The organism is Lactobacillus sp. M44, from assembly GCF_058130005.1.
On sequence record NZ_CM176707.1, the window covers coordinates 1,333,628 to 1,355,890 of the forward strand.

26 protein-coding genes, 1 tRNA gene and 1 other RNA gene are annotated in these 22,263 nt (G+C 31.5%); 1 reads left to right on the plus strand and 27 read right to left on the minus strand.

The genetic code is table 11. From position 1 onward, the window contains the following. Positions 1–6 precede the first annotated feature (6 nt). The 25 genes from AC38BG_RS06435 to AC38BG_RS06555 all read right to left on the minus strand — a co-directional run bounded on the left by AC38BG_RS06435 (position 7) and on the right by AC38BG_RS06555 (position 18,737). Positions 7–399: an SdpI family protein gene (locus AC38BG_RS06435; RefSeq protein WP_489937039.1), complete on the minus strand. Its 393-nt coding sequence runs from the start codon at positions 397–399 to the stop codon at positions 7–9. Positions 400–407: 8 nt separating this feature from the next. Continuing rightward, positions 408–1,373, minus strand: a complete 966-nt coding sequence (gene manA / locus AC38BG_RS06440) for a mannose-6-phosphate isomerase, class I (protein WP_489937040.1) — start codon at positions 1,371–1,373, stop codon at positions 408–410. A 189-nt stretch (positions 1,374–1,562) separates the two neighbouring features. After that, positions 1,563–1,926: a transfer-messenger RNA gene (gene ssrA / locus AC38BG_RS06445) on the minus strand. A gap of 55 nt (positions 1,927–1,981) precedes the next feature. Then, the gene (locus tag AC38BG_RS06450; RefSeq protein WP_489937041.1) at positions 1,982–3,166 is read right to left on the minus strand and encodes an acetate/propionate family kinase; all 1,185 of its coding nucleotides are present in this window, start codon (positions 3,164–3,166) and stop codon (positions 1,982–1,984) included. Positions 3,167–3,192: 26 nt separating this feature from the next. Further along, entirely contained in the window at positions 3,193–4,194 is a 1,002-nt protein-coding gene (locus tag AC38BG_RS06455; protein ID WP_489937042.1) for a class I SAM-dependent methyltransferase, read from the minus strand. A gap of 74 nt (positions 4,195–4,268) precedes the next feature. Beyond that, on the minus strand, positions 4,269–4,397 hold the full coding sequence (locus tag AC38BG_RS06460) for a hypothetical protein (protein ID WP_489937043.1): 129 nt from the start codon (positions 4,395–4,397) through the stop codon (positions 4,269–4,271). Then, positions 4,387–4,911: a ComGF family competence protein gene (locus AC38BG_RS06465; protein ID WP_489937044.1), complete on the minus strand. Its 525-nt coding sequence runs from the start codon at positions 4,909–4,911 to the stop codon at positions 4,387–4,389. The genes AC38BG_RS06460 and AC38BG_RS06465 overlap by 11 nt, the downstream gene beginning before the upstream one ends. Then, positions 4,908–5,132, minus strand: coding sequence for a type II secretion system protein (locus AC38BG_RS06470; protein WP_489937045.1), 225 nt, complete (start codon positions 5,130–5,132; stop codon positions 4,908–4,910). Before AC38BG_RS06470 ends, AC38BG_RS06465 begins: the two co-directional genes overlap by 4 nt. After that, entirely contained in the window at positions 5,122–5,544 is a 423-nt protein-coding gene (locus AC38BG_RS06475) for a pilus assembly FimT family protein (protein ID WP_489937046.1), read from the minus strand. Before AC38BG_RS06475 ends, AC38BG_RS06470 begins: the two co-directional genes overlap by 11 nt. Then, a complete protein-coding gene (locus AC38BG_RS06480) occupies positions 5,522–5,842 on the minus strand; it encodes a prepilin-type N-terminal cleavage/methylation domain-containing protein (protein WP_489937047.1) in 321 nt (106 codons plus the stop codon). Before AC38BG_RS06480 ends, AC38BG_RS06475 begins: the two co-directional genes overlap by 23 nt. Positions 5,843–5,851: 9 nt before the next feature. Further along, positions 5,852–6,856, minus strand: coding sequence for a type II secretion system F family protein (locus AC38BG_RS06485; protein ID WP_489937048.1), 1,005 nt, complete (start codon positions 6,854–6,856; stop codon positions 5,852–5,854). Further along, entirely contained in the window at positions 6,822–7,790 is a 969-nt protein-coding gene (gene comGA / locus AC38BG_RS06490) for a competence type IV pilus ATPase ComGA (RefSeq protein WP_489937049.1), read from the minus strand. The genes AC38BG_RS06485 and comGA overlap by 35 nt, the downstream gene beginning before the upstream one ends. Before the next feature lie 127 nt (positions 7,791–7,917). After that, complete coding sequence (locus AC38BG_RS06495; protein WP_489937050.1) at positions 7,918–9,294, minus strand: amino acid permease; 1,377 nt, start codon at positions 9,292–9,294, stop codon at positions 7,918–7,920. 82 nt (positions 9,295–9,376) lie between these two features. Continuing rightward, entirely contained in the window at positions 9,377–10,099 is a 723-nt protein-coding gene (locus tag AC38BG_RS06500; RefSeq protein WP_489937051.1) for a YebC/PmpR family DNA-binding transcriptional regulator, read from the minus strand. A gap of 77 nt (positions 10,100–10,176) precedes the next feature. Further along, positions 10,177–10,680 (minus strand): VanZ family protein, encoded by a 504-nt coding sequence (locus AC38BG_RS06505; protein ID WP_489937052.1) that lies wholly within the window; start codon positions 10,678–10,680, stop codon positions 10,177–10,179. Between the two features lies 1 nt (position 10,681). Then, on the minus strand, positions 10,682–11,041 hold the full coding sequence (crcB, locus tag AC38BG_RS06510; protein WP_489937053.1) for a fluoride efflux transporter CrcB: 360 nt from the start codon (positions 11,039–11,041) through the stop codon (positions 10,682–10,684). Next, a complete protein-coding gene (locus tag AC38BG_RS06515; protein ID WP_489937054.1) occupies positions 11,034–11,426 on the minus strand; it encodes a fluoride efflux transporter FluC in 393 nt (130 codons plus the stop codon). The genes crcB and AC38BG_RS06515 overlap by 8 nt, the downstream gene beginning before the upstream one ends. Positions 11,427–11,637: 211 nt before the next feature. Further along, positions 11,638–11,769, minus strand: coding sequence for a hypothetical protein (locus AC38BG_RS06520; RefSeq protein ID WP_489937055.1), 132 nt, complete (start codon positions 11,767–11,769; stop codon positions 11,638–11,640). Positions 11,770–11,877: 108 nt separating this feature from the next. Beyond that, positions 11,878–12,693, minus strand: a complete 816-nt coding sequence (locus tag AC38BG_RS06525) for a transporter substrate-binding domain-containing protein (RefSeq protein ID WP_489937056.1) — start codon at positions 12,691–12,693, stop codon at positions 11,878–11,880. Positions 12,694–12,721: 28 nt separating this feature from the next. After that, positions 12,722–13,471 carry an amino acid ABC transporter ATP-binding protein gene (locus AC38BG_RS06530; protein ID WP_489937057.1) on the minus strand — a complete coding sequence of 250 codons (750 nt, stop codon included), beginning with the start codon at positions 13,469–13,471 and terminating at the stop codon, positions 12,722–12,724. A 12-nt stretch (positions 13,472–13,483) separates the two neighbouring features. After that, on the minus strand, positions 13,484–14,176 hold the full coding sequence (locus AC38BG_RS06535; RefSeq protein ID WP_489937058.1) for an amino acid ABC transporter permease: 693 nt from the start codon (positions 14,174–14,176) through the stop codon (positions 13,484–13,486). Between the two features lie 1,181 nt (positions 14,177–15,357). After that, positions 15,358–15,431: transfer RNA gene (locus AC38BG_RS06540), tRNA-Arg, on the minus strand. Between the two features lie 40 nt (positions 15,432–15,471). Then, positions 15,472–16,800, minus strand: a complete 1,329-nt coding sequence (locus tag AC38BG_RS06545; RefSeq protein ID WP_489937059.1) for a PTS sugar transporter subunit IIC — start codon at positions 16,798–16,800, stop codon at positions 15,472–15,474. Continuing rightward, on the minus strand, positions 16,797–18,011 hold the full coding sequence (locus tag AC38BG_RS06550; protein WP_489937060.1) for a DEAD/DEAH box helicase: 1,215 nt from the start codon (positions 18,009–18,011) through the stop codon (positions 16,797–16,799). Before AC38BG_RS06550 ends, AC38BG_RS06545 begins: the two co-directional genes overlap by 4 nt. A gap of 12 nt (positions 18,012–18,023) precedes the next feature. Further along, on the minus strand, positions 18,024–18,737 hold the full coding sequence (locus AC38BG_RS06555) for a GH25 family lysozyme (RefSeq protein WP_489937061.1): 714 nt from the start codon (positions 18,735–18,737) through the stop codon (positions 18,024–18,026). 102 nt (positions 18,738–18,839) lie between these two features. Between AC38BG_RS06555 and AC38BG_RS06560 the strand changes: the two genes are divergently transcribed. Then, entirely contained in the window at positions 18,840–20,141 is a 1,302-nt protein-coding gene (locus tag AC38BG_RS06560; protein WP_489937062.1) for an APC family permease, read from the plus strand. A gap of 47 nt (positions 20,142–20,188) precedes the next feature. Here the strand turns inward: AC38BG_RS06560 and hpt are convergent, their stop codons facing one another. Both hpt and AC38BG_RS06570 read right to left on the minus strand, forming a co-directional pair. Continuing rightward, on the minus strand, positions 20,189–20,755 hold the full coding sequence (gene hpt / locus AC38BG_RS06565; RefSeq protein WP_489937063.1) for a hypoxanthine phosphoribosyltransferase: 567 nt from the start codon (positions 20,753–20,755) through the stop codon (positions 20,189–20,191). Positions 20,756–20,852: 97 nt separating this feature from the next. Beyond that, positions 20,853–22,211 (minus strand): hemolysin family protein, encoded by a 1,359-nt coding sequence (locus AC38BG_RS06570; protein ID WP_489937064.1) that lies wholly within the window; start codon positions 22,209–22,211, stop codon positions 20,853–20,855. Positions 22,212–22,263 lie beyond the last annotated feature (52 nt).

The window sequence follows — 22,263 nt, forward strand, 5'->3', positions numbered from 1 at the left end:
TTTACTTTATAAATCCCTAAATCCTTTTGTTTTTTTATGTTTAACATCATCTGGATCAACGTAATCTTTAGGTAGTTCGTGTCTTGAAACTAAAAATTTTTTCAAGCTTTTTTCAGTTCCAATAATTGGAAAAATGATGAAGAAATAAAAAGTTAATAACCACAAGATAAACAGGTTGTCTAATTTAAAATAATGTATAACTAGCCCTATTAAAAATTGCACTAATCCAGACATTATGAAATAAATACTTGCTCTTTTTTGAGCAAAATTAAAGCTATCCATATTAACTTGAGCTAAGTAAGACAAATACCCGTATAATCTATTCGGACGTTTTGCAGGTGATATTATCCATAATATTCCTACTACCATTAAAATTAGACCACAACCAATAAAAATCATATAATCCTCTAATCATTTCCTGGTGCAGATATTACTAGACGCATATCTCCAGAAAATTCGAATTCTTTTATTTCATTTGGAATAATAAAATTAGTACCTATTGTCAATGGGTAAACTTTATCTTCAATCTTTAATTCACCAGCTCCTTTAATTACAGATACTAAAAGATATGGATGCTTATTTAAACCGGTTTTCCATGTCTTAGTTACATCTATTTGCCATAAATAAAAATGCGGTGAAAGCGGAGGCTGAACTAAAGTCTTGATAGTATATCCATCTTCTATATCAACTTTAATATCTAATTTTGGATCAACATGAGGCACTGTTGTTACATCAATTGACTTTTGCGTATGTAACTGTCGCAATTTGCCTGTTTTTTGGTCAACACGATCATAATCATATAACCGATATGTAACATCACTTGATTGCTGAGTTTCAATAACTAAAATACCTTTAGTTAAAGCATGTATTGTACCCGCTGGCACATAGAAAAAATCTCCTGCTTTAACTGGAACTTTTCGCAATAATTGATTCCATTTTTTATCATGAATCATTTCAGCTAATTCTTTGCGACTTTTGGCATTGTGTCCATAAATCAAATAAGATCCAGGATCAGCTTGCATTACATACCAGCTTTCAGTTTTTCCACTATCGTTTTCATGAATTCTTGCATATTCATCATCGGGATGCACTTGCACAGATAAACTGTCATTTGCATCTAAAAATTTTACTAATAATGGAAATTCTTTTGCTTTAGGATTACCAAAATATTCAGGATGTTGGTGGTATATTTCGCGTAAAGTTTTTCCTTTGTTTGATCCATTTATTGCAGTGGCTGCGTCATCTTTATAACCAGATATAATCCAAGCTTCTCCTACTTTTCCTTCAGGAGTATCATAATTAAAAATTGATTTTAATTTTTGCCCACCCCAAATTTTATTTCTGAAATATGGTTTTAAAAAAAATGGTTCCATGATTAATTACCTCAAATTCATTTTTAACACAAATTAAGCTTAACTGTTTTCTGACACAAATGAAACTGTTTTCTTGAAAAATATATAAAAAAATACTGAAAACTATAAAAAAAGCTCTATGTTACCAAAAAGTTACCATAGAGCTTTTTTTGTTTAAGAATACTATTATAACAGCATTCTTATTTTTAAAAATGGAGATGAGGAGAGTCGAACTCCTGTCCAGACGCATTTCGTCATTGACCTCGACGATCATGGTCATACAATTTAAATTTCACTAAGTTTAAGCGCCGTATAACATGGCAAACAAAACTTAGCTAATCTGATTAATCTCTTTTTAACAGTTCAGATGTGACCGTTAAACGTAACTCATTAAGTTGATACCTAAAAGCAACCATGAGTAAATCGCAATTAGGCAACGTAGAGCTGAACTAAGCAGCTACAGCGTAAGAATTTTGTTTGTTTGCAGTTAAAAAACTGTAACGTTTTAACGTAGACGTAACCTACGAACCGCAATCAATGCGAATCTACGCCTGTCGAATCCCAAAACATCCCCTTGGAACATATATTATGTTACCATTTTCTCCACTTTTTTGCGAAAGATCTGCTTATTAAAGATGTGTTAATCTAATAACATCTCTTTCAAACATTAATTCTTCATCCGTTGGCACAATCATTGCCTTAATTTTAGAATCTGGCTTACTAATAAATTTTTCACCATTAGTTTTATTTGCTTCTAAATCCGGATCTAAGCCCATAAATTTGAATGCTTTCATAACTTTGGCACGTATATTACTATCATGTTCACCAATTCCTGCAGTAAATATAATTGCATCAGCACCTTGCATTTCAACTAAATACGCACCTACATAGCGTACAATTCGGTTAACAAAGATTTCAATTGCAAGTTTTGCTCTCTTAGAATCACTTTTTTCCAAATCTCTCATATCAGGTGATATACCAGATATGCCAAGTAATCCAGACTTGTGATTTAAAATATCAATTACATCATCAAATGATTTAATATCTGCTCTTTTCATAATATATTGCAATAATGATGGATCTACATCTCCAGAGCGTGTCCCCATAGTAATTCCTGCAACAGGACTAAAACCCATTGAAGTATCATATGATTTACCATTTTTAACTGCAGTAATTGATGCACCAGAGCCCAAATGACAAACTATTAATTTTAAGTCTTTTAAATCTTTTCCTAAAATCTCAGCAGTTCGATTTGCGACATATCTCACTGATGTCCCATGAGCACCATATTTTCTTGCTTTATAATCTTCATAGTATTTATATGGTACTGAATATAAATAATGCACATCATCTAAAGTTTGATGAAATGAGGTATCAAATATTGCCACTTGAGGAACTCCTGGCAACAACTTCATAAACGCTTCTATTCCACGTCCTTCTGCTGGATTATGCAATGGAGCATAGTCTGCAAGGTCAAAAATATAGTGCAGATTTTTTTTAGTAATGATTGCAGAATCTTTAAAGATTTCGCCACCACTAACAACTCTATGTCCAACACCCACAATTTCATCATAGTTTTTGACAATGTCATATTTTTTCAACCATGATAATAATAATTTAACTGCAGCTTCTTGATCTTTAATTTCAATAGTTTCTTTATGAACTGCGCCATTTGCAACTTTCATTTCAAAAGTTGATCCATCAATACCAATGCGATCAGCAATTCCTTGTGCTAGAACCTTTTCATCGGGTAATGAAAATATTTTATATTTAAAAGATGAACTACCTGAATTAATAGCTAAAACTTTTTTCATCTGAGAGCTCCTCCTTGTAAGCGTTTTTAATCTTTACTTAAATTAGTATACCACTCGTTTAACTCAACATTGAACTTTACCAAAGATTTTTCATCTTTTAGTGAATCAATCTTAGTAATTAATACTTTAGATGCTTGACTTGAACCGTGATTTTGAAATACTAACAGAGATTTTTGGTTCATCTGATTGCTAAATAAATTAGTTGGAAGTTCAACTAAAGCTCTCAAATATACTTTTTTTGCAAGCCATGGCATAAATTTTTCACCAGTTGCTCCATTAAGCAAGCTATTTGGTACCAATAAAAATGCAAAACCATCTGCTCGCAAATTTTTAATTATCTGTTCAATATAGAGTTCATGAGCTAATGAATGTCCTGTTTCACTATGTGTTGCAAAATCTTTCACATTATCATCTAATGGATAAAATCCTACTGGTAGATCAGAAACGATAACATCACTATCTTTAATCATCCAAGGATCCATTGCATCTTGTCTAAATAACTCAATTTTCAAATTATTTAAATGAGCATTAATATCAGCTAAATCCAAAACACTTTCATCATTATCAATACCAGACAATGAATATTGTCCTTTTGAATGATTGCTCTGCATTAATTCCTTAACTAATGTAAATAATAATGTACCTGTTCCAATAGCTGGATCAACGATAGTTAACTTATCTGACTTGATTAAATGCTTCCACAATAAGGCAATGATCGTTGCAATTATAGGTGGTGTTGGCATTAAGTTATAGTCTTTTCCATCTTGGGTTAAAGCTTTCAATGTCATCAAAGTAAATAAATTAACTTTCTGAGCATTTGTTAATTTGTCATAACCAACTGTTTTATATAATTCAGCTAATTTTTGAACTGTTTCTTTATCAGGAGCTCCATTTTCAACTTTAATTTTATTATTTTCAAGGTTATCAAAAGTCTCAGTTAAAGCAGATACTGTTGAAACATTCAATGAGTTTTTTAATAGTTCAACTGCATCGTCAAACTTGCTATATTGTTCTTCAATATTTGGCATAGTTTATTTTCCTTTCATCAATCTCAATACTCTTTATTGTAATGAAAGTATTATACAGTCGCAAACCATTTTATTTATTTAAAATGATCTATTAGCAATATATTGTTTGACATCGCATCTTTTGCTTGCTGTTGATAAAATTGCATAAATATTAATGCAGTTGTCAAGATTAAGATCGCACCTAGCATAATGCTAGCTTGCATTTTGCATTGACTTTTTTTCTTCCATTTTTTCTTTATCATCTTTTGGCCTCATCATAGTTTTAAAAATCAATTGTGTTTTTCGCTTATCTTTTTCAATTATTTCTATTTCAAAATGCTTTTCATCAGTAAAAAATTTTGCATCTTTGACTTTTAATAATAGTGGCATGTGTCCACCAGATATTGATGTAGATAATCTAAGCATGTCATTATATTTTTCTAGTCGATATCTTGTTTCACTAACTTTTTGATTGGCTTCGCTCTTTTTAGCTTTTCTATCAAATATAATTTTTTGACTAGTTGAATGCTCTGGAACTGTATAGATATATTCACTATTATCAATAAAATTCTTTAATTGCACATAGCTATATATTACTTCATTAGTATGATGTTCAATCTGATTTGCTTTTTTCAATAAATTTAAAACACATCCTAATGTAAAAACGCACAGTATTGTAATAACAATTGCTACCATAGCTTCTGCTAGCAAAAACCCAGATAATTTTTTGGTTTTCATAGATCACCTTTACTATAGACATGATCATGAACCACAATTTGAGCTAAGTCATGTTCTTTCAACATCTTTTTTGCATATGCTTTATCAGATTTTTGCTCAAGTTGTTTTTCAACCTTTTGACTTTGTCCAACACTAACATTGATCATAGTTAAGCATAACGCCGCTATCATGAGTGCAATACATGATTCCGCTAATAAAAATCCTCCAACTTTATTTTTCAATTATTTTCCCCCACTCTAATTGAACTGTAAGTACTTTAGTGTACTTATGCGTTTTAAGCGTTATAGTTTTGGGCTGAATGGATGTGTTTGAATTAATACTAAAATTATGAATACCATAAACTGTTACTTCAGCAGGTAATTTAAACTTATCTATTACTCCAGTTTTATTTGAAATGGTAATTATATTAGCCGACATATTATATGTTAACCATACTATTTGTTTATTTACCACTGCAGTTCTAGTTGCGTGCTCTAGTGCTAACTTAATTTCATGACCGCTTTGATTAATTGCTTGTTTATCTTTATATCCATTCAATTCATACGTACCTATTGCAATAAGTCCAATAGCAATCATCAATGTAATTAATGATTCAACTAAGGTAAATGCTTTATTTTTTTTGAACTTTACCATTGATCACTTCATATCCTGCAGATTTTTTTAATTGTGCTTCTGTTAAATATCCATCTTTTTGCAATTGATCAAATGAAGTTTCCCCATCACCTAAGTCAACTGCTGTTTGAAGCGTCGTTATAAATGCTTCATCAGTTTTACTTTGAGCTTTATTTTTTTGACCACTTAAGTTTGGTAAAACTATTAAAATTAATAGAGCAATAATCGCAATTACAATGACCATTTCAATTAAAGTAAATCCTTTTAATTTCTTTTGCTTAGTTAATTTGTTTAAAGTTTTTGTTGTCAAATTTTTCATCTTTTTCTCCTAAATTTTTTGCATCATATCATACATTGGTAATAACAATTTCAAATACATCCCTACTATGCACAAGCCAATGATTATAAAACATATTGGTTGCACATTTACGACCAATTTTTCAATTTTATATGTAAGTTCAGCAAAAATATTTTTGCCTAGTAACAAACAATTCTTACTCAATTCACTTTTATTTGATCCAGATGATAATAATAAAATCATTCGATCAGGTAAGAATTTTTCTTCTTTAATAATTTCTTGTAAATCTCTGCCTTCTTGCAATTTCTTAGCTATTTTACGTCCTAAACCATATTGCAAACTTGCTTTATCCTGAGTAAGTAAAAAATCACAAACCTGCTGCAAAGAAAATCCTGCTGCTAGTAAAATACCCAATTCATAAGTTACCAAATAATGTCCATATAACTTTATTGTTGAACCTATTATTGGATATTTAAGCAATTTTTTAAATGCTAAAAAGTCCTGTCTTTTTAGTAAATTTACTATTCTTAAACTCAACGAAATAATACCTATAATTACTAAAGCTAACGAAAAAAATACTATATCTCCCGACTGCAATCCTTCACTTTTAAATTGAGAATCCAGAAAGTTTTGCATAAAAAATAATAAAATAATCATCATAATTCCCAATACTAATGGATATGATAGTTCTGAGCGTAATTTTTTAATCTGTTCATTTTTTAAGCGTTCCAATTTAATTAATTGCTTTAGACATTCAGTTAAGTTTCCATGTTGCAATGCTAAATTGATTTGCAATGAAATCGTCTTAGAAAATCCAATCTTATTTAATAAATTTCCAAATTTTTCACCATTTTGCATTTTTTGGTACATATTTTTAAAAATTTCAGCACGTTTTGGCCAAATAAAAGGCAATATTTGAATACTTTGGTTTAATGAATAGCCATTATCTAGTGCTTGTTGTAAATTTTCTAAAAATAATTGTTTTTCATGATTAGTTAACTTATCCTTGCCAGAAATCAGTGTGAGTTGTAGCATTTATCGCTCCTTTTTTAAATAAACTATCTAAATTATCTTTCCATTGAATAAAATCTCCTCTATAGTCAGAAATAATCTGCTCTTGCAAATTATTACCAGAAGCAATATCTAGCAGACATGCTAGTTTACAATCGTTTCTGGCAAATAATCTTTGATAAGATACCGCAGTTAAGCAATTCAATAATTCAATTCTAGAAATTCCTAAACCTTCTAAACGAGAAATTGTCTGCAGTGTACTTTTAGCATGAACTGTTGCTAATACTAAATGTCCACTTAATGCTGCATCAACAGCTAATCTAGCCGTTTCTCTGTCACGTATCTCACCTATAATCAAGATATCTGGACGATGTCTTAGGGCAGCTTTCAACAATTTTTGATAATTAATTCCAGCTTCTTGATTAATTTGCGTTTGTAAAAAACTTGGCTCTTGAATTTCAACTGGATCTTCAATTGTCATAACAACTCTATTTTTATTTAAAGTTTTAGCAATTTCATACATCGTAGAAGTCTTTCCAGATCCTGTTGGTCCACTAGTTAAAATTAATCCTCGCTTTGTACTTAGATCTATTAGTTGCTGCAATTGATCTTCAAAGAAATATTTATTTGTGCCAAGACCATACAAAATTCTAATAACTAATGACTCACCTCCTGTAAATTCTCCTAAACTAGACAGCCTTAATGAATATTCTGTCTCTGCTTGATATACTAATGAGCCAACTTGTGGTCTTCTATGTTCAGAAATATCCATTTGTGCAGCAAATTTTAAATAATTAATTAGTTCCATTCCATTTAGATTTGGCAATACTTTTAAAAGTTCAATTCTGTTTGCAAAGCGCATAGTTATTTCAAAGCCCTTATTTTTGGGCAGAATAAAAATATCACTTGCACGAATTGCAATTGCTTTTTGCAAAAGTTGTTCAACTAATTCTTTCATAAAAAAGTTCCTCCTTTTCGCCCTATAATATAAGTACGCAAACAAATCGATTTTGGACGAAAAAAGTTGAAAAAAATTTCAAAAAAATAGAAACCAGCGAACTGATTTCTAAAATTATTTATTTATTTTACTTATGATTATGAATGTAATATACTGCTGTAGCTATACTTAACACAACAATCCCAACAATCACAGAGATTCTTGTTTCAGGATTGATGAACATAAATACAACAATTAACATTAAACAAATTAATGCAAAATAATTTGAGATTGGATACAAAGGAAGTTTAAAGGGATGCTTTTTCATGATATCAGGATTATGTTTTCGAAAGTTTAATTCTGCAAGCAAAATTACAAACCAAGGCACCATTCCTGGGAGCACTGAAGAACTATATACTACAACAAAAATATTTTGAGCAGATTTACCAAATTTCAATGCAATTAAATTTGCAATAAAACCTAAAAAGATCCCTGATACAATCCCAATGATCGCGTGACTTGGAACAATTCTTTCGGATACATATTTAAAAGTCTTAGGTGCATATTTATCATGTGACAATTTAAATAGCATTCGACTTGAACTATAAATTCCAGAATTTGCGCCAGATAAAGCTGCAGTTAACACAACAAAATTAATGATAGAAGCTGCTGCAGTAATTCCAACTTTGGCAAAAGTTGATACAAATGGTGATCCAATTGAGCCAAGTTTATCCCATGGGTAAATCGTAACAATCACGAAAATTGCGCCCACATAAAAAATCAATATTCTAAATAATACAGATTTAACTGATTTAACGATAGCTTTTTGAGGATTAACAACTTCACCAGCTGATATTCCCAATAATTCAATTCCCTCATAAGAACCTACAATAATTGACATTGAAAAGATAAAACCTTTTACACCCCCTGTGAAAAAGCCACCATTTTTCCATAGATTACTAAATCCTACTGGATGGCCATTATGACCAACTCCTAATAAAATCACTAATAATCCCAAAATAATCATTAAAATAATTGTGATAACTTTAATCATCGCAAACCAAAATTCTAGAGATGCATAAGCTTTAGTGCTGGCCAAATTTGCAAGTAATAAAAAGACAATAATAATTAATCCACTCCATAACGGACTAATATTAGACCACCAGAATTTCAAATATTCAGTTGCTGCAACTACTTCTGACATCCCAACAACAATATATTGAAACACATTAGCCCATTCAGCTAAATATCCAGCTACTGGATGAACATAATCACTTGCATAATCAGCAAATGAACCAGTTCCAGGATTTATATATAGCATTTCACCTAATGCTCTCATGACTATATATAAAATGATCCCTACAAATATATAAGCTAATATTACAGATGGACCAGTCCATTTAATTGTGGAAGCAGCTCCCATAAACAACCCAACACCAATAGCTCCACCTAAAGAAATCATCTCCATTTGGCCTGCTGACATTGAGCGTTTTAATCCAGGATTTTCATTATTATTTTTCGTCATTCATTACTCCCTATCTAAAAAAATAGAACTCTGAAATTAATATAATTTCCGGGTTCTATATAAAATCTATAGCCTTTTAAGACTAGTCTTCAGCAGCAGTGTAAACATTTGAAACATCATCATCGTCTTCTAAAGCATCGATCAAATGTTCAAATTGTTCTCTTTTATCATCTGGAACTGGAGTGGTGTTTTGTGGGATCATTGTAAGTTCAGCATTTGCTAACTTATATCCTGCTTTTTCAAGAGCATCTCTAACTTGAGTAAATTGCTTAGCATCTGTATAGATTTCAAAAGCATCATCACTAGTTTGTAAATCATCTGCACCTGCATCCATTACATCAAGTAATACTTGATCTTCATCTGCATCAGTTGTGCTTCTATCAATTACAATGTAGCCTTTACGATCGAACATGTATGCAACAGATCCAGTTGCACCTAAACTACCACCATTTCTGGTAAATGCAACTCTAACTGCAGAAGCTGTTCTGTTTTTATTATCAGTTAAAGCTTCTACTAAAACTGCTACACCACCTGGTGCATAGCCTTCATATATAATTTCATCGTAATGTTCTTCTGAGTTACCTTCAGCTTTTTTAATCGCACGTTGAATATTATCTTTAGGCATGTTATTTGAGCGAGCCTTATCGATCATCAAGCGCAAGTTAGGATTCCCTGAAGGGTCAGGACCACCACTTTTTGCAGCCATGTATATTTCACGAGATAATTTTTGGAAAATCTTACCTCTCTTTGCATCTTGTGCATTCTTGCGGCCTTGAATGTTGTGCCATTTTGAATGTCCTGACATAAGGATCCTTCTTTCTCTAAATAGTTGTTGACCTAAATAATAATAACTCACTAGTGTTTTAATTTCAATTTACTAAATTAATTTTTTTGCTTTTTTAATATTAAAATCACACTAGCAATAACAATTGCTAATAAACATCCCATACTATCTAAGATTACATCATGTATGCTTGGTGTTCGATCCCCTGTTAAAAACTGATGAAATTCATCAAATGCAGCAAGTCCAGTCACTGATAACCAAACAAAAATTGGCGCTACATATTTTATTTTGAAAATCCTTTTAAATCCCAAAAAAGAAAATATCCCTAACAAAAAATATGATCCAAAATGTGCCGCTTTTCTCATTACAAATTCTGTTAGCCCAGCTTTTCCATCACTATGAATATTGTGCCAGACACCACCATATGGAATATTAAAATTTGCTACCATATTTTCTATCAAAGCAAATCTTCTATTCATCATCCCTGGATGAATTTCTTGCTGTCGATATGTCATTGAACTTGAGATAAAAACTCCTAAAAAGACAATTAATGCCAGTATCAAAAAGATCTTTTCAGCTTTAGTAAATTTAAATTTTTCCATCTTAAAAAACCTTTCCAGCATAAAATCCAGCAAAAACTAAGACAAATCCTCCTAGATATGTACTGATAAAATAAAGCCAAAAACCTCTTTGACTTTTGTCATGTAATAAACTCAATAATTCAACATTCATTGTAGAAAAAGTAGTATATCCACCCAAAATTCCTGTACCAACTAATGCATAAGTAGCAGTATTTACTTTCAATGCATAAATAATCCCTAAAATGAATGCACCAGTTAAGTTAATAAATAATGTAGGAAGCGGCCAATTGTATTTCCAGCGCTTTTTACCATAATTAGTTATCCAATATCGCAAACATGCTCCTATACCAGCACCCACTCCAGCTAATAATAAACTATTCATAATCTTTACTCCTTAATTTACTACCAGCTATTTTGCCTATTTGCATTCCAATAAAAGCAAAAACTAATCCTAAAATAATTGAGCTTACAAAATAAATTAATGCTTTGCTACTTAATCCTGCTTGTATTTGTTTCAACATATCTAAATTAAAACTTGAAAAAGTAGTGTATGCTCCTACAAAGCCCGTTCCTAATCCAACAGTTAACCATTGCGCAAGGGATTTAAATTCAATAAAAAAATAAGTTAAAAATGCTAGGATAAAACATCCACTAACATTTGCAATTATAGTTCCCATATCTGCAAAATGTATACCTAATAAATAGCGTGACAATCCACCTAAAAACGCAAAAATAAAAATACTTATATAGTTTTTGATTTTGTCCATATCAATCTCTTTCTTTTATACAAAGTATTATTTTATAATGCGTTTTGACCATTTGGCAATAGTTAGTTTGTAACTAATCTCTTAACTTTTTAAAGTGCAAGATCCAAAAGTGCAAAAAGGTTTGAACAACACGTGTCATTCAAACCTTTAAGTCAAACTAATTCATATTTTACGAATTTGTGCGTCTGAGAAGTATTACCATATCTATTTTTTATTGTTTAAAGATTGCATCTTTTGGTATGTTTAGATCCTTTAATGAAAGTTGTGATTTCTTCAACCCATTAAGCTGCTCTTGTTTTACAGCTTCATCACGCACATCTTGTAGTTTCATTTCTAAGTTCATATAATTCTTCCTCGTATTATATAAATTAAATCTGTTTAGCTTGACTACTCAAATATTTTTTATTCTTAAGATAATCCCAGTTTTTGATATGCTTTTCAATAAAATATTTTATTTAGTAACATCATAGCCAAAGTATTTGATTGCTAGTCTTTTTACAGTTCCATCGTCAATCAAACTCTTCAAAGCTTTATTATATCCTGCTTGAAGTTTAGGAGTATCTTTATTAAATAATGCAGAAATCTTTGATGGTGCTACTTCATTTGATACATCATAAACTTTGAAATCTTTAGGATTAGTTTTTTTAGAATAAGTTTGCCAAGCTTCTTTTGAATTAACTGTTCCAATAACTCGATTTTCACGAATCATTTCAATAGCATTGGCAAATTCACCACCATCTGGTACAAAAATTCCACCAAAGTCTTTGATAATCTTGGCATTATCAGTACCAATACCTGCAGCTAATTTTTTGCCTTTAATATCCTTTAAGTTCTTAACAGCTGTATTATTTTTAGATACAATCAAAATTGAATGTGACTTCATATATGGAATAGAATAATTATAGTTTTTTGCTCTTTGCGGAGTTTTTGTCATGTTGTTCATTACGGTGTCATAGCGTTTTGAGCCAAGCCCTGCAACAAGTGAATCCCATTTAGTTGGTACAAATACTGCTTTTAAGCCCATTTTTTTGGCTACATCTTTGCCAAGCTCTACTTCAAGTCCTACTAATTGGCCATTTTTATTGCGATAAGCATACGGTGGATAGGTTCCCTCAATACCAATAGTTAATTGGCCTGGATGAACTAATTCTTTTGTTACAGCATTTTGGGGCTGATTATGGTTATTATTTTTATTTATCAAAGCAAAACCTAAAACTGCTACAATTACTGCTACAACACTAATAATAATTGAACTTCTCTTTTTCATTTTTTTATTACTCCTTATATTACTTAATTTATAAATTGGCCATAGTCATAGCTGAGATAAAGTTTTTAATTCTCATGTTTGGATTATCTTCAGCAAAAAATTGTTTTGGATCGCCATCATACAAGACTTGCCCATCTTCAATAAAGACAATTTTGTCGGCAATTTTTTTAGCAAAGACTAAATTGTGAGTCACAATGACCATAGCTTGCTTATCTTTTGCTAGTTGCAATAAAACTTTTAATACTTCTAACTCTAATTCTGGATCAAGGGCACTAGTTGGCTCATCTAAAAAAATGAATTCTGGCTTCATTGCAAGGGCTCTAGCGATTGCAATTCTTTGCGCTTGCCCGCCTGATAATTGATTAGGATGCATTGTTTCATAATCAGCTAAGCCTACTTTTTGCAATAATTCTTTAGCAGTTTTAATTGCAATCTCTGGTTTTTGCTTAAGGACTTGAGTTGGACCTTCAATTAGGTTTTCCAACACATTTTTATTAGCAAATAAGTTGTAATCTTGAAAAACCATACCTGTCTTTTTTCGAACCGAAATTTTTTCACTATTACCTATTTTTTTGGAAAAATCAAAATGTAGATTATCATCAAACTCATAAATACCACTATCTGGTAATTCTAATAAATCAAGTGAACGCAAGATGGTCGATTTACCTGAACCAGATGGCCCTACAATCACAGTTGTTTTGCTTTTAGGGAAGTCAATACTGACATCTTTTAGGACTTGTTTTTGCCCAAAGGTTTTATTAATTGCTTGTATTTTCATTGCATTATCTCTCTAAACATTCACATATGCATTTAGTCGTTTTTCTAGATATCCTTGAAGGTATGTCAAGACTGTCGTAAAGACCGCATAAATTGCAGCGACTAGGGTATACATGATTAAAGGCTGGTAGTTTTCTGCAGCAATCTGCTGGCTGACAGCGAACATTTCCATAATAGTAATTGATGCAGCAAGAGATGTGTCTTTAACTAAACTAATAAAACTGTTTGATAAAGGTGGCAGTGCAACTCTTAATGCTTGAGGCAAGATTATTCTTTTAAGTATTTGCCAGCGTGTCATCCCAATAGCATTAGCTGCATCCCATTGTCCTTTTGGAACAGATGAAATCGCTGCTCTAATAGTTTCTGATGCATAGGCACCAGTATTTAAAGAAAAAGTGATTACACCTGCAACAAAGGGTGTTAGTTTTATTCCATTAGGTAAAATCCCCTTAATTTTTAGATATGGTAATCCAAAAAAAACAATAAACAGTTGCACTAGTAAAGGTGTCGCACGAAATAGCCACACATAAAACTTGGCAATTACCTTTAGTATTTTAAAAGCACCATCTTGTTTTGAGATACGAATCATAGCGGTGATTAGTGCTAAGATCATCCCAAAGAAAAATGAGACAATTGCTAAAGGGATCGTATATTTAAACCCCGCTTCTAGTAACTGAGGCAGTGCTGTTTGCAATAAATTCCACATTCTTTTTTCCTTTCTTAATAGCTGTGTTTTCTTTTAATTTGAAGCAAACCATAAATTTTGGAAACAAAAAAAGACGCGAGATAATTCATCCTGCGTCTTTTAGTAACCCTGATTATATAAATTTATGGTGTTAATTCATCATAAAAGCAAACACGCCAAATCGTGGGTCACTAGACGCGATCCACTACAACAAGTATTTGCATTAACAAATTTGATGTTAGACATTTGGCATGTTCCTCCTTAAAAAACTTTAGTTTGATGATAGCATATTCATAATCAGAGTTCAAAGTATTTTGTGTTGGAAATTGAAATTTTTTTGATTTGTCAATTTTCTAAAAATGCAAAAAAATAACTTTTAAAGTCTACAGTTATTGGATAAAAAAGAGGGATACATCATTCTAATGAAATTAATACATGCCTCGCTCATCACTCTGAGCAATACTATAAAAGACCATTTTCATTGTCGACATAAATCTGTCGATAAGGGCATTGTTACATATTAATTGGAATTATTCAATTATCTTGAAAATCTTTGCTTGAAATATCCTATACGACAAAGTTATACCACATTATTTATCTTCAATGAGGGAGAATAATACAGTAATTTTATTAACGATTCGTTTCTGTTCAGCAAGTGGAGGGAGTGGGAGAATAAAGATTCTTTAACTTTTTTAAACTTGTTCTTGGCCTAGCTGAACCCTGAAGCTTAGCGCTAACTTGCATTTTATATACGTTACTATTTATTCCATACAAAAGGAATTTTTTATCCAATGCTTCATTCGAAATAAATTTTACGGCATCTGAAGATAAAACATATTTTTTATCTTCGGCATAACCACGGTGTGCTTCATCAACAATAATGAAGTCATATTAACCTACACTTTGCTTATCTTATTCATCATCATTGAAAAATAATCTCTTAATCATCCCTTGAACAGTAGCTATCTGAATCTTAGTTGTTATAAATCTGGTTTTTTATCTTGCAGCTCTTTTAATCCATAGGACGATTATGCTCTTGAGGAGTGATTTTTTGCGGAGTTTGCTTTTGCATTAACTGCAGCTGTCTAATTTTTTCTTGCAATAACTCAATTTGTTTTTCTTGATTTTTTAGAGTTTCATTAGTATTTTACGCTAATATTGGCTAGTCTAACAAGAATAATATATGTGGCGTTTAAAAATTATGACCCTGATCAGAATCGAACTGATGACCTACTGTTTAGGAGACAGTCGCTCTATCCTGCTGAGCTACAGGGCCTTATGGAATACTTATCTACTTTACCATATTTACTAAACTTTTAGTATTCCAAATTATAAAAGTTTCTTGGTTCACTATTTTCAGCAATTTTATCTGCTGCTTTAACAAATGGATACCAAATAAATAAAGCAATTATCATGTTAAAAATAACTAACACAATTGCTCGCCAGTCATAATTACATGCTAAATATGCATTCAAAATTGGTGGCAAGATACTTGGAACTGCTACTTGAACTGGATTGACCCAGCCTAGTAGCGTCACTACATAAGAGATTGCCACATTAACCATTGGTGCTACTATAAATGGAATCATATATATTGGATTCAAAACTATTGGCAATCCTAATACAATAGGTTCATTTATATTAAACACACTAGGTGCTAAGGCAACTTTGGCTAAGGTTCGATAATCTGTTCTTTTTGAAAACATTAATAATGCAATTACTAAAACTAGCGTACCACCAGCGCCACCAAACCAAGCAAATACATCAAATGATGATCTTACCCAATGAAATGGAATTGGATGACCTAATCTAGCAGCAGTTAAGTTAACATTTTGGGGAGTCATCCATATTGACTCTAATACTGGAGTTAATACTCCTAAACCATTAATTCCTAAAAACCAAAATGCTTGAACTAAAAATGTTATCAGCATTACCATGCCAAAGCCTTGCCCCATTTTTACTAGTGGGGCTTGAATTGCTTTTAATAACCAATTACCAAAATAAGTCCCAGTGATTCTTTGAAACAAATAATTAATTGTACCAACTGCACTTAGTGCAATAACTATCGGAACTAATGTAGTAAAGGCAACATCTTGGGCGTGAGGTAATCTTGCATTTAAGTGAATTATTATTCTAGCTTTTAACAATACAATATATACTGCAACTCCAATTGCACCAAATAACATCGCTGTAAATAATCCAGTAGTTGAAAATTGAGCGATATTAAATGCATTTTTAATATCTATGGTTTGATTATCCATCTTGATTTTTGCAACATTAGCAATACTCATCGCAAATGATCCAACAGATACCACGGCACCTGCTAATCTATTTGTTTCAAAGGCTTTAGCCAATTGATAACCCCAAGTTAATGCAAAATATAATGAAAATAGTGCAAAGGTTCCATTCCAAACTAAATTTGAGATTGCAATAACAGGTTGAGCTGAATTATATAACCACACCCAGCCCAATTCAGTTTTTGCTGCACGCATTAAACTAATAATTAAAACAGCAATTGAACCAGCCATAGTTATTGGCATTGTAGAAATAAAAGCATCCCTTAATGCTACTAACCATCGTATTTGAGCCAGATTATTAGCAAATGGCAATATATATCTTTCTAATAAATTAGCAAATCGTTTCAATTTTTGCCCCCAGCTTTATGTTTTGGATGATAACCTTTATTTTTCTGATTACGTTTTCTTTTCTTATTATGATGCACTTTTTTAGTTACTACAACAACATCTTGATTTTTCTTTGGCGCTTTAGTTGTTAAATGGAAGCCGTCAAAATATACTTTTTCTAACTTAATTGGACTAATTAATTTCCTTAAATCTCTGAAGTCATGATCATCACCAATTGTAATTACATGTCCAGCATTACCCATCCGACCAGTTCTTCCACTTCTGTGCAAGTAAGTATTTTTATCTTCAGGTAATTCATAGTTAACTACATAAGTTAGATCCTTAATATCTAACCCTCTAGCAGCCAAATCAGTTGCCAGTAATAATCTGATTTTTCCATCAGCTAATTGTTTTAATACTTGAGAATTTTTTTCTTTATTTTGAACAGTAGTTAATATTGAAAACTTAGTTTTACTATGAGCAAAAATTGAAGCGAATTTTTCTAATGTATAATTCGAATCAAAAAATAAAATTCCCTTGAATCCATCAACTTTTACTAATCGCTGTAAAAATTCATTTTTATATCGATTAGATACTTGCAAAAATCCATGTTCAACTTTGCTAGTTTGATCAGGTCTTACATCAATTAATAAAAATTGTCTAGCAAACATCTGCTCAGCCCCTTTAGTAATCTGCGATTGTGTTGCTCCAAATAGTAATACTTGGCTTGTTGAAGCTAAGTTTTGCCCTAAGCTTTCCAGCAAATCTAATTTTGCAAACTCTAAAATATCATCTGCTTCATCGATAATTAGTTTTTCAATTTGATTAAGCTTAATTTTATTATCTGAAAACAAATCAAAAAACCTTCCAGGAGTCACAATCAACACTTCTGGTCGCTTCTTTTTTAATTGCTCAATTTGACGACTTCTATTGCCAGCACCAACTAACGCGATTGTATTTAAATTCAAAGCTTTAACATATGGTAAAATTGCATTTCTTGTTTGAATTGCTAATTCAGTAGTTGGTTCAAAGATTACTAGTGAATTTTTATTTCCTGGCGTGATATTTTCTAAGGCAGGTAAGCTATATGCGAGAGTTTTTCCAGTTCCAGTCTTTGCTAATCCGATAACACTAGCCCCATTTTTTATTGCATCATATGTCTTTTCTTGAATTAAAGTTGGGGTCGTCTTATTTTGCTTTTGCAATACATTTTGAATAGTTTTTGTATACATCTTGATTCCTTTTTATTGAATTAATTGTCCATATTGGGCTTTATATTGATTAACACTACCGTTATATGCAAACATTGTAACGTTTTGCTCTAACCCAGCTACTTTATTGACTCTACCTGTAGTAGTATAACGCCAAAACGCATATTGGGTTTTATTTTTATTGGGTAAATTACTGGTAAATGCTAAGTACCTGGTATTTGCAGGGAAATATTTATGATTAGCATAATCTGTCATGACCATTACTTTTTTATTTGTCATCGTTAATAATTGCGCAAACTTTGCAATTTTTTTCAAAAAGTTACTATCAATTGATTGAACTGCTGGAACTAAAATTACAGGTAAACTACCAGAATTATCCCCAATTTTAGTTTGATAATATTGCCACTGATCTTGAATGCTTGATTGATTAGATATAGTAACTATTGTTCCAAAAGCCATCTTAGTGCCTTGTATTTGTTCACGATAAATATCATATGAATCATCAAAATACGATTTACCTTGGGTTCCTTTTAAATATACAAATGAAATGCCATGATCTTGCAATTGATGTAAGTCTACATTAGGCTTATTTTGATCTAGTTGCACTCCAATCACACTAAGATTATCGCCATGTGGCAGTGTTGTTTGTTTAAAATAATTATTTACTGCAAAAAATAATACTATAATTACCAACGCTAGCAAAACAATTATTGCAGGTAATGTCCATTTATGACGATAATGTTTCATATAAAAACCCTCCCTTAGTATTTTAGCTAATTTTTTTACTATACTCAAAGGCAACTCCTCTAGTATAATAGAATTCACAAGTCTAAAAAACGAGGTTTTAATGTGAAAAGACAAATTAGTTTTACCCAGGCATTGGCAACAGTTATTGGTACTGTAATTGGAGCCGGTGTATTTTTCAAAATCGGTACCATCACTCAGCAAACTGGTTCAACTTCTTTAACTTTATTAGTGTGGGTCGTTGCTGGAATAATTTCCATTGCATCCGGATTAACTGTATCTGAAGTAGCTGCTGCACTGCCAGTAAATGGAACTATGGAGTATTTAGAATATACCTATGGTAAAGTATGGGGCTTTTTATTTGGGTGGGCACAGATGATTGTGTATTTTCCAGCACAAATTGGAGCTTTAGCCACTATCTTTGGAACCCAATTTGTAGCGTTATTTGGTTTAAAAGCTTCTTTTGCAATGCCGACAGCACTAATTTTAGTTACTTTTTTGCTAGGGATTAACTTCATTGGAACTAAATTTTCTAGCAAGATGCAATCAGTAATTACTATTTTAAAAATAATTCCTATTGCTTTAATTATTATCTGGGGATTATTTTTTGTTCATGGTAGTGGTAATGTTGAACTATTCCCTGTTGCAGCAGGTGCTGGCAAAAACTTTGCAACCGCATTAAGTTCTGGGTTATTATCTGCATTATTTGCTTTTGAAGGTTGGATTAATGTAACTAATTTAGCAGGTGAAGTTAAGAATCCAGAAAAAGACCTATCTGGTGCAATTATTTTTGGTTTAGCAGCTACAACAGTCATTTATTTATTGATTAACTATACTTTCATGAATGTATTACCATTTAAAGAAATTATTGGTAATTCAAATACTGCATTTTATTCTTCCATCAAATTATTTGGTAGTTTAGGAGGAAAATTAGTGACTATAGGTATTTTAGTTTCAGTATATGGTGCAGCTAATGGATTTTTGTTAACAGGTATTAGAACACCATATTTATTAGCTCAAAACAAATTAATTCCATTTTCTGATAAAATTGGTCGGGCAAATATTACAACTGGGGTTCCAGTAATTAGCGCTTTAATTATCTATGTGATTTCTTTAATCATGATAGTCTTAGGATCATTCAACTTGCTAAGTGATATGTTAGTTTTTGTTATGTGGTCATTTACAACCCTAATTTCTATTTCAGTTGTTATTTTGAGACATCGTGAGCCAAAATTAAAACGTCCATTTATAGTGCCACTATATCCAATCATCCCAATTATTTCAATTGGTGGTGGATTGTTCATTATCATCTCAACAATTATTAACCAGTTCTGGTTATCAGTAGTTGGCATTGGATTAACTCTACTTGGTTTACCAATTTACTTTTATACAAAAAAACGACAATAAAAAAATCCAAGGTTAGCATGTCTGCCTTGGATTTTTTATATATACAATTATTTCAAATATTTATTGATGATTTCTGGTTTCAGTACCCCAATAAATGGAATATTGCGATACAACTTCATGAAGTCTAACCCATACCCCACTACAAATTCATTACCTACTTCAGAACCAACATAATCAACATCAACATTAATTTCTCTGCGAGCAGGTTTATCTAGTAAAACACAACACTTAACACTCTTAGCACCACGTTTTAACAAATTGTCTTTCATGAATTTTAAAGTATGACCTGTATCAACAATATCTTCGACAATTAAAACATCGCGATCTTTTATATCAGTAGTTAAATCTCTAACTAACTTAACTTTACCACTTGATTCCATACTGTCACCATAACTTGAAACATCCATGAAATCTAATTGCATTTTGACATCAACATGACGAACCAGGTCAGTCATAAAAAATATTGCTCCAGTTAAGGCACCAACTACCACAGGATTTTTTCCTGCATAATCCTTAGTCAATTGCTTACCTAATCTTTTAGTAATGTCGTCAATTTTTTCTTTTGAAAATAAAACACGATCAATGACTTGCTCGATATTGTCTTCTTTTGCCATGATTTCTTCCTTTTTAAAGCACTAATTTAATGCAATTATTATACCATAATAACAAAAAAATACATCTCTTTTTACGAAAATGTATTTTTTGTCATTCTTAATTATAATTATTTATCTCTGAAGATTTGTTCGCTTTTTTAGGAAGTTTTTCTACAATAAACCAGCGTAAAAATCCTTGTTCAATATCTTCAACAGTAAATTTATAACCTTCAACTTCAACACTATCCCCTTTTTTCAAGTCAGGATAATGTTCCATCATATATCCACCTACAGTAATAATATCGCTATCTTGGAAGCTTTTAATCTTATCATGAAAGTATCTTTCAAAGTCATATAAAGTAGTTTTTCCTGAAACTTTAATACCAGACCTATCTTTGATTATGTATTCATCAGAAACATCATCAATTTCATCTTTAATTGTTCCAAATAATTCTTCATAGATATCTTTATCAGTAACTATTCCACTAGTGCCGCCATATTCATCAACAACTAAAACAATTGGAGTATGCTTTTTGATCATTAATTGCAAGATATCTTGAATTGGCATTGATTCAGGTACTGTAATCATCGCACGAATAATTCTGGTAACTGGCATTAGCATATTTTCTTGGCTTTGTTGGACAATATCATATGCATAAACATAACCAACTATATCGTCTTTATCATTATCGCGCACTACAGGAAATCTACTAAAGCCATCTTCCAAATACATCTTAAGTGCTGTTTTAATAGTATCTGTTGCATCTAACACTGTTAATCTAGTTCGATCAGTCATAATGTCTTTTGCGTCTTTGTCATTTAATTCAAATGCACGCTCCATATATTTCAGATCATCTTGATCTAGTGAGCCACTTGAAACGGCATTTCTTGATAAGCGCAAAATTTCTGATTGTGAGTAAACTTGATTTTCTTCATCAGCTTCTTGGAATCCTAGTAACTTCACAATTCCATTTGCACTTACATTCAATAGCCATACAAATGGATACACTAATGTATGAAAAATAGCTAGAGGTGTTACCACTGCTATCAACATTTTTAATGGAATATCAATAGCGATATTTTTAGGAACAATTTCAGTTAAAACAACTTCTAAATAAGTTAATAAGATAATTCCAATAACAGGTCCGATAATATGAGCACTACTTGTAGAAATTAAATGAGTTGCACCAAATACTTTAACTAATAAAGAAGTAGTTGTTTCTTCACCAATCCAACCTAAAATAATACCAATTAAGGATGTACCAACTTGGGTTGTTGATAAATATTCATTCAAGTTATGAACCATGTGCAGCGCACGTTTCAACTTCTTAGAATTGCCTTCATTTTGAGCTAATAAATCTTCAAGCTGGCTGGGTCTAGTCTGAACTAATGCAAACTCTGCAGCTACAAAAAATGCCGCAAATATAAAAATAATTAAAATAGCTATTAAATTAGTCACTATATGACTCGTATCCAATATTATTTTCTCCCTTAAACCTTACATTTGTTTTTATTAACTCTATTAAAAA

Bases quoted from the DNA above. Each gene is read 5' to 3' on its own strand.
- AC38BG_RS06435 (WP_489937039.1), bottom strand. From the start codon at position 399: ATGATTTTTATTGGTTGTGGTCTAATTTTAATGGTAGTAGGAATATTA.
- manA (WP_489937040.1), bottom strand. From the start codon at position 1,373: ATGGAACCATTTTTTTTAAAACCATATTTCAGAAATAAAATTTGGGGT.
- AC38BG_RS06450 (WP_489937041.1), bottom strand. From the start codon at position 3,166: ATGAAAAAAGTTTTAGCTATTAATTCAGGTAGTTCATCTTTTAAATAT.
- AC38BG_RS06455 (WP_489937042.1), bottom strand. From the start codon at position 4,194: ATGCCAAATATTGAAGAACAATATAGCAAGTTTGACGATGCAGTTGAA.
- AC38BG_RS06460 (WP_489937043.1), bottom strand. From the start codon at position 4,397: ATGCAAGCTAGCATTATGCTAGGTGCGATCTTAATCTTGACAACTGCA.
- AC38BG_RS06465 (WP_489937044.1), bottom strand. From the start codon at position 4,911: ATGAAAACCAAAAAATTATCTGGGTTTTTGCTAGCAGAAGCTATGGTA.
- AC38BG_RS06475 (WP_489937046.1), bottom strand. From the start codon at position 5,544: ATGGTAAAGTTCAAAAAAAATAAAGCATTTACCTTAGTTGAATCATTA.
- AC38BG_RS06480 (WP_489937047.1), bottom strand. From the start codon at position 5,842: ATGAAAAATTTGACAACAAAAACTTTAAACAAATTAACTAAGCAAAAG.
- AC38BG_RS06485 (WP_489937048.1), bottom strand. From the start codon at position 6,856: ATGCTACAACTCACACTGATTTCTGGCAAGGATAAGTTAACTAATCAT.
- comGA (WP_489937049.1), bottom strand. From the start codon at position 7,790: ATGAAAGAATTAGTTGAACAACTTTTGCAAAAAGCAATTGCAATTCGT.
- AC38BG_RS06495 (WP_489937050.1), bottom strand. From the start codon at position 9,294: ATGACGAAAAATAATAATGAAAATCCTGGATTAAAACGCTCAATGTCA.
- AC38BG_RS06500 (WP_489937051.1), bottom strand. From the start codon at position 10,099: ATGTCAGGACATTCAAAATGGCACAACATTCAAGGCCGCAAGAATGCA.
- AC38BG_RS06505 (WP_489937052.1), bottom strand. From the start codon at position 10,680: ATGGAAAAATTTAAATTTACTAAAGCTGAAAAGATCTTTTTGATACTG.
- crcB (WP_489937053.1), bottom strand. From the start codon at position 11,041: ATGAATAGTTTATTATTAGCTGGAGTGGGTGCTGGTATAGGAGCATGT.
- AC38BG_RS06515 (WP_489937054.1), bottom strand. From the start codon at position 11,426: ATGGACAAAATCAAAAACTATATAAGTATTTTTATTTTTGCGTTTTTA.
- AC38BG_RS06520 (WP_489937055.1), bottom strand. From the start codon at position 11,769: ATGAACTTAGAAATGAAACTACAAGATGTGCGTGATGAAGCTGTAAAA.
- AC38BG_RS06525 (WP_489937056.1), bottom strand. From the start codon at position 12,693: ATGAAAAAGAGAAGTTCAATTATTATTAGTGTTGTAGCAGTAATTGTA.
- AC38BG_RS06530 (WP_489937057.1), bottom strand. From the start codon at position 13,471: ATGAAAATACAAGCAATTAATAAAACCTTTGGGCAAAAACAAGTCCTA.
- AC38BG_RS06535 (WP_489937058.1), bottom strand. From the start codon at position 14,176: ATGTGGAATTTATTGCAAACAGCACTGCCTCAGTTACTAGAAGCGGGG.
- AC38BG_RS06550 (WP_489937060.1), bottom strand. From the start codon at position 18,011: ATGTATACAAAAACTATTCAAAATGTATTGCAAAAGCAAAATAAGACG.
- AC38BG_RS06555 (WP_489937061.1), bottom strand. From the start codon at position 18,737: ATGAAACATTATCGTCATAAATGGACATTACCTGCAATAATTGTTTTG.
- hpt (WP_489937063.1), bottom strand. From the start codon at position 20,755: ATGGCAAAAGAAGACAATATCGAGCAAGTCATTGATCGTGTTTTATTT.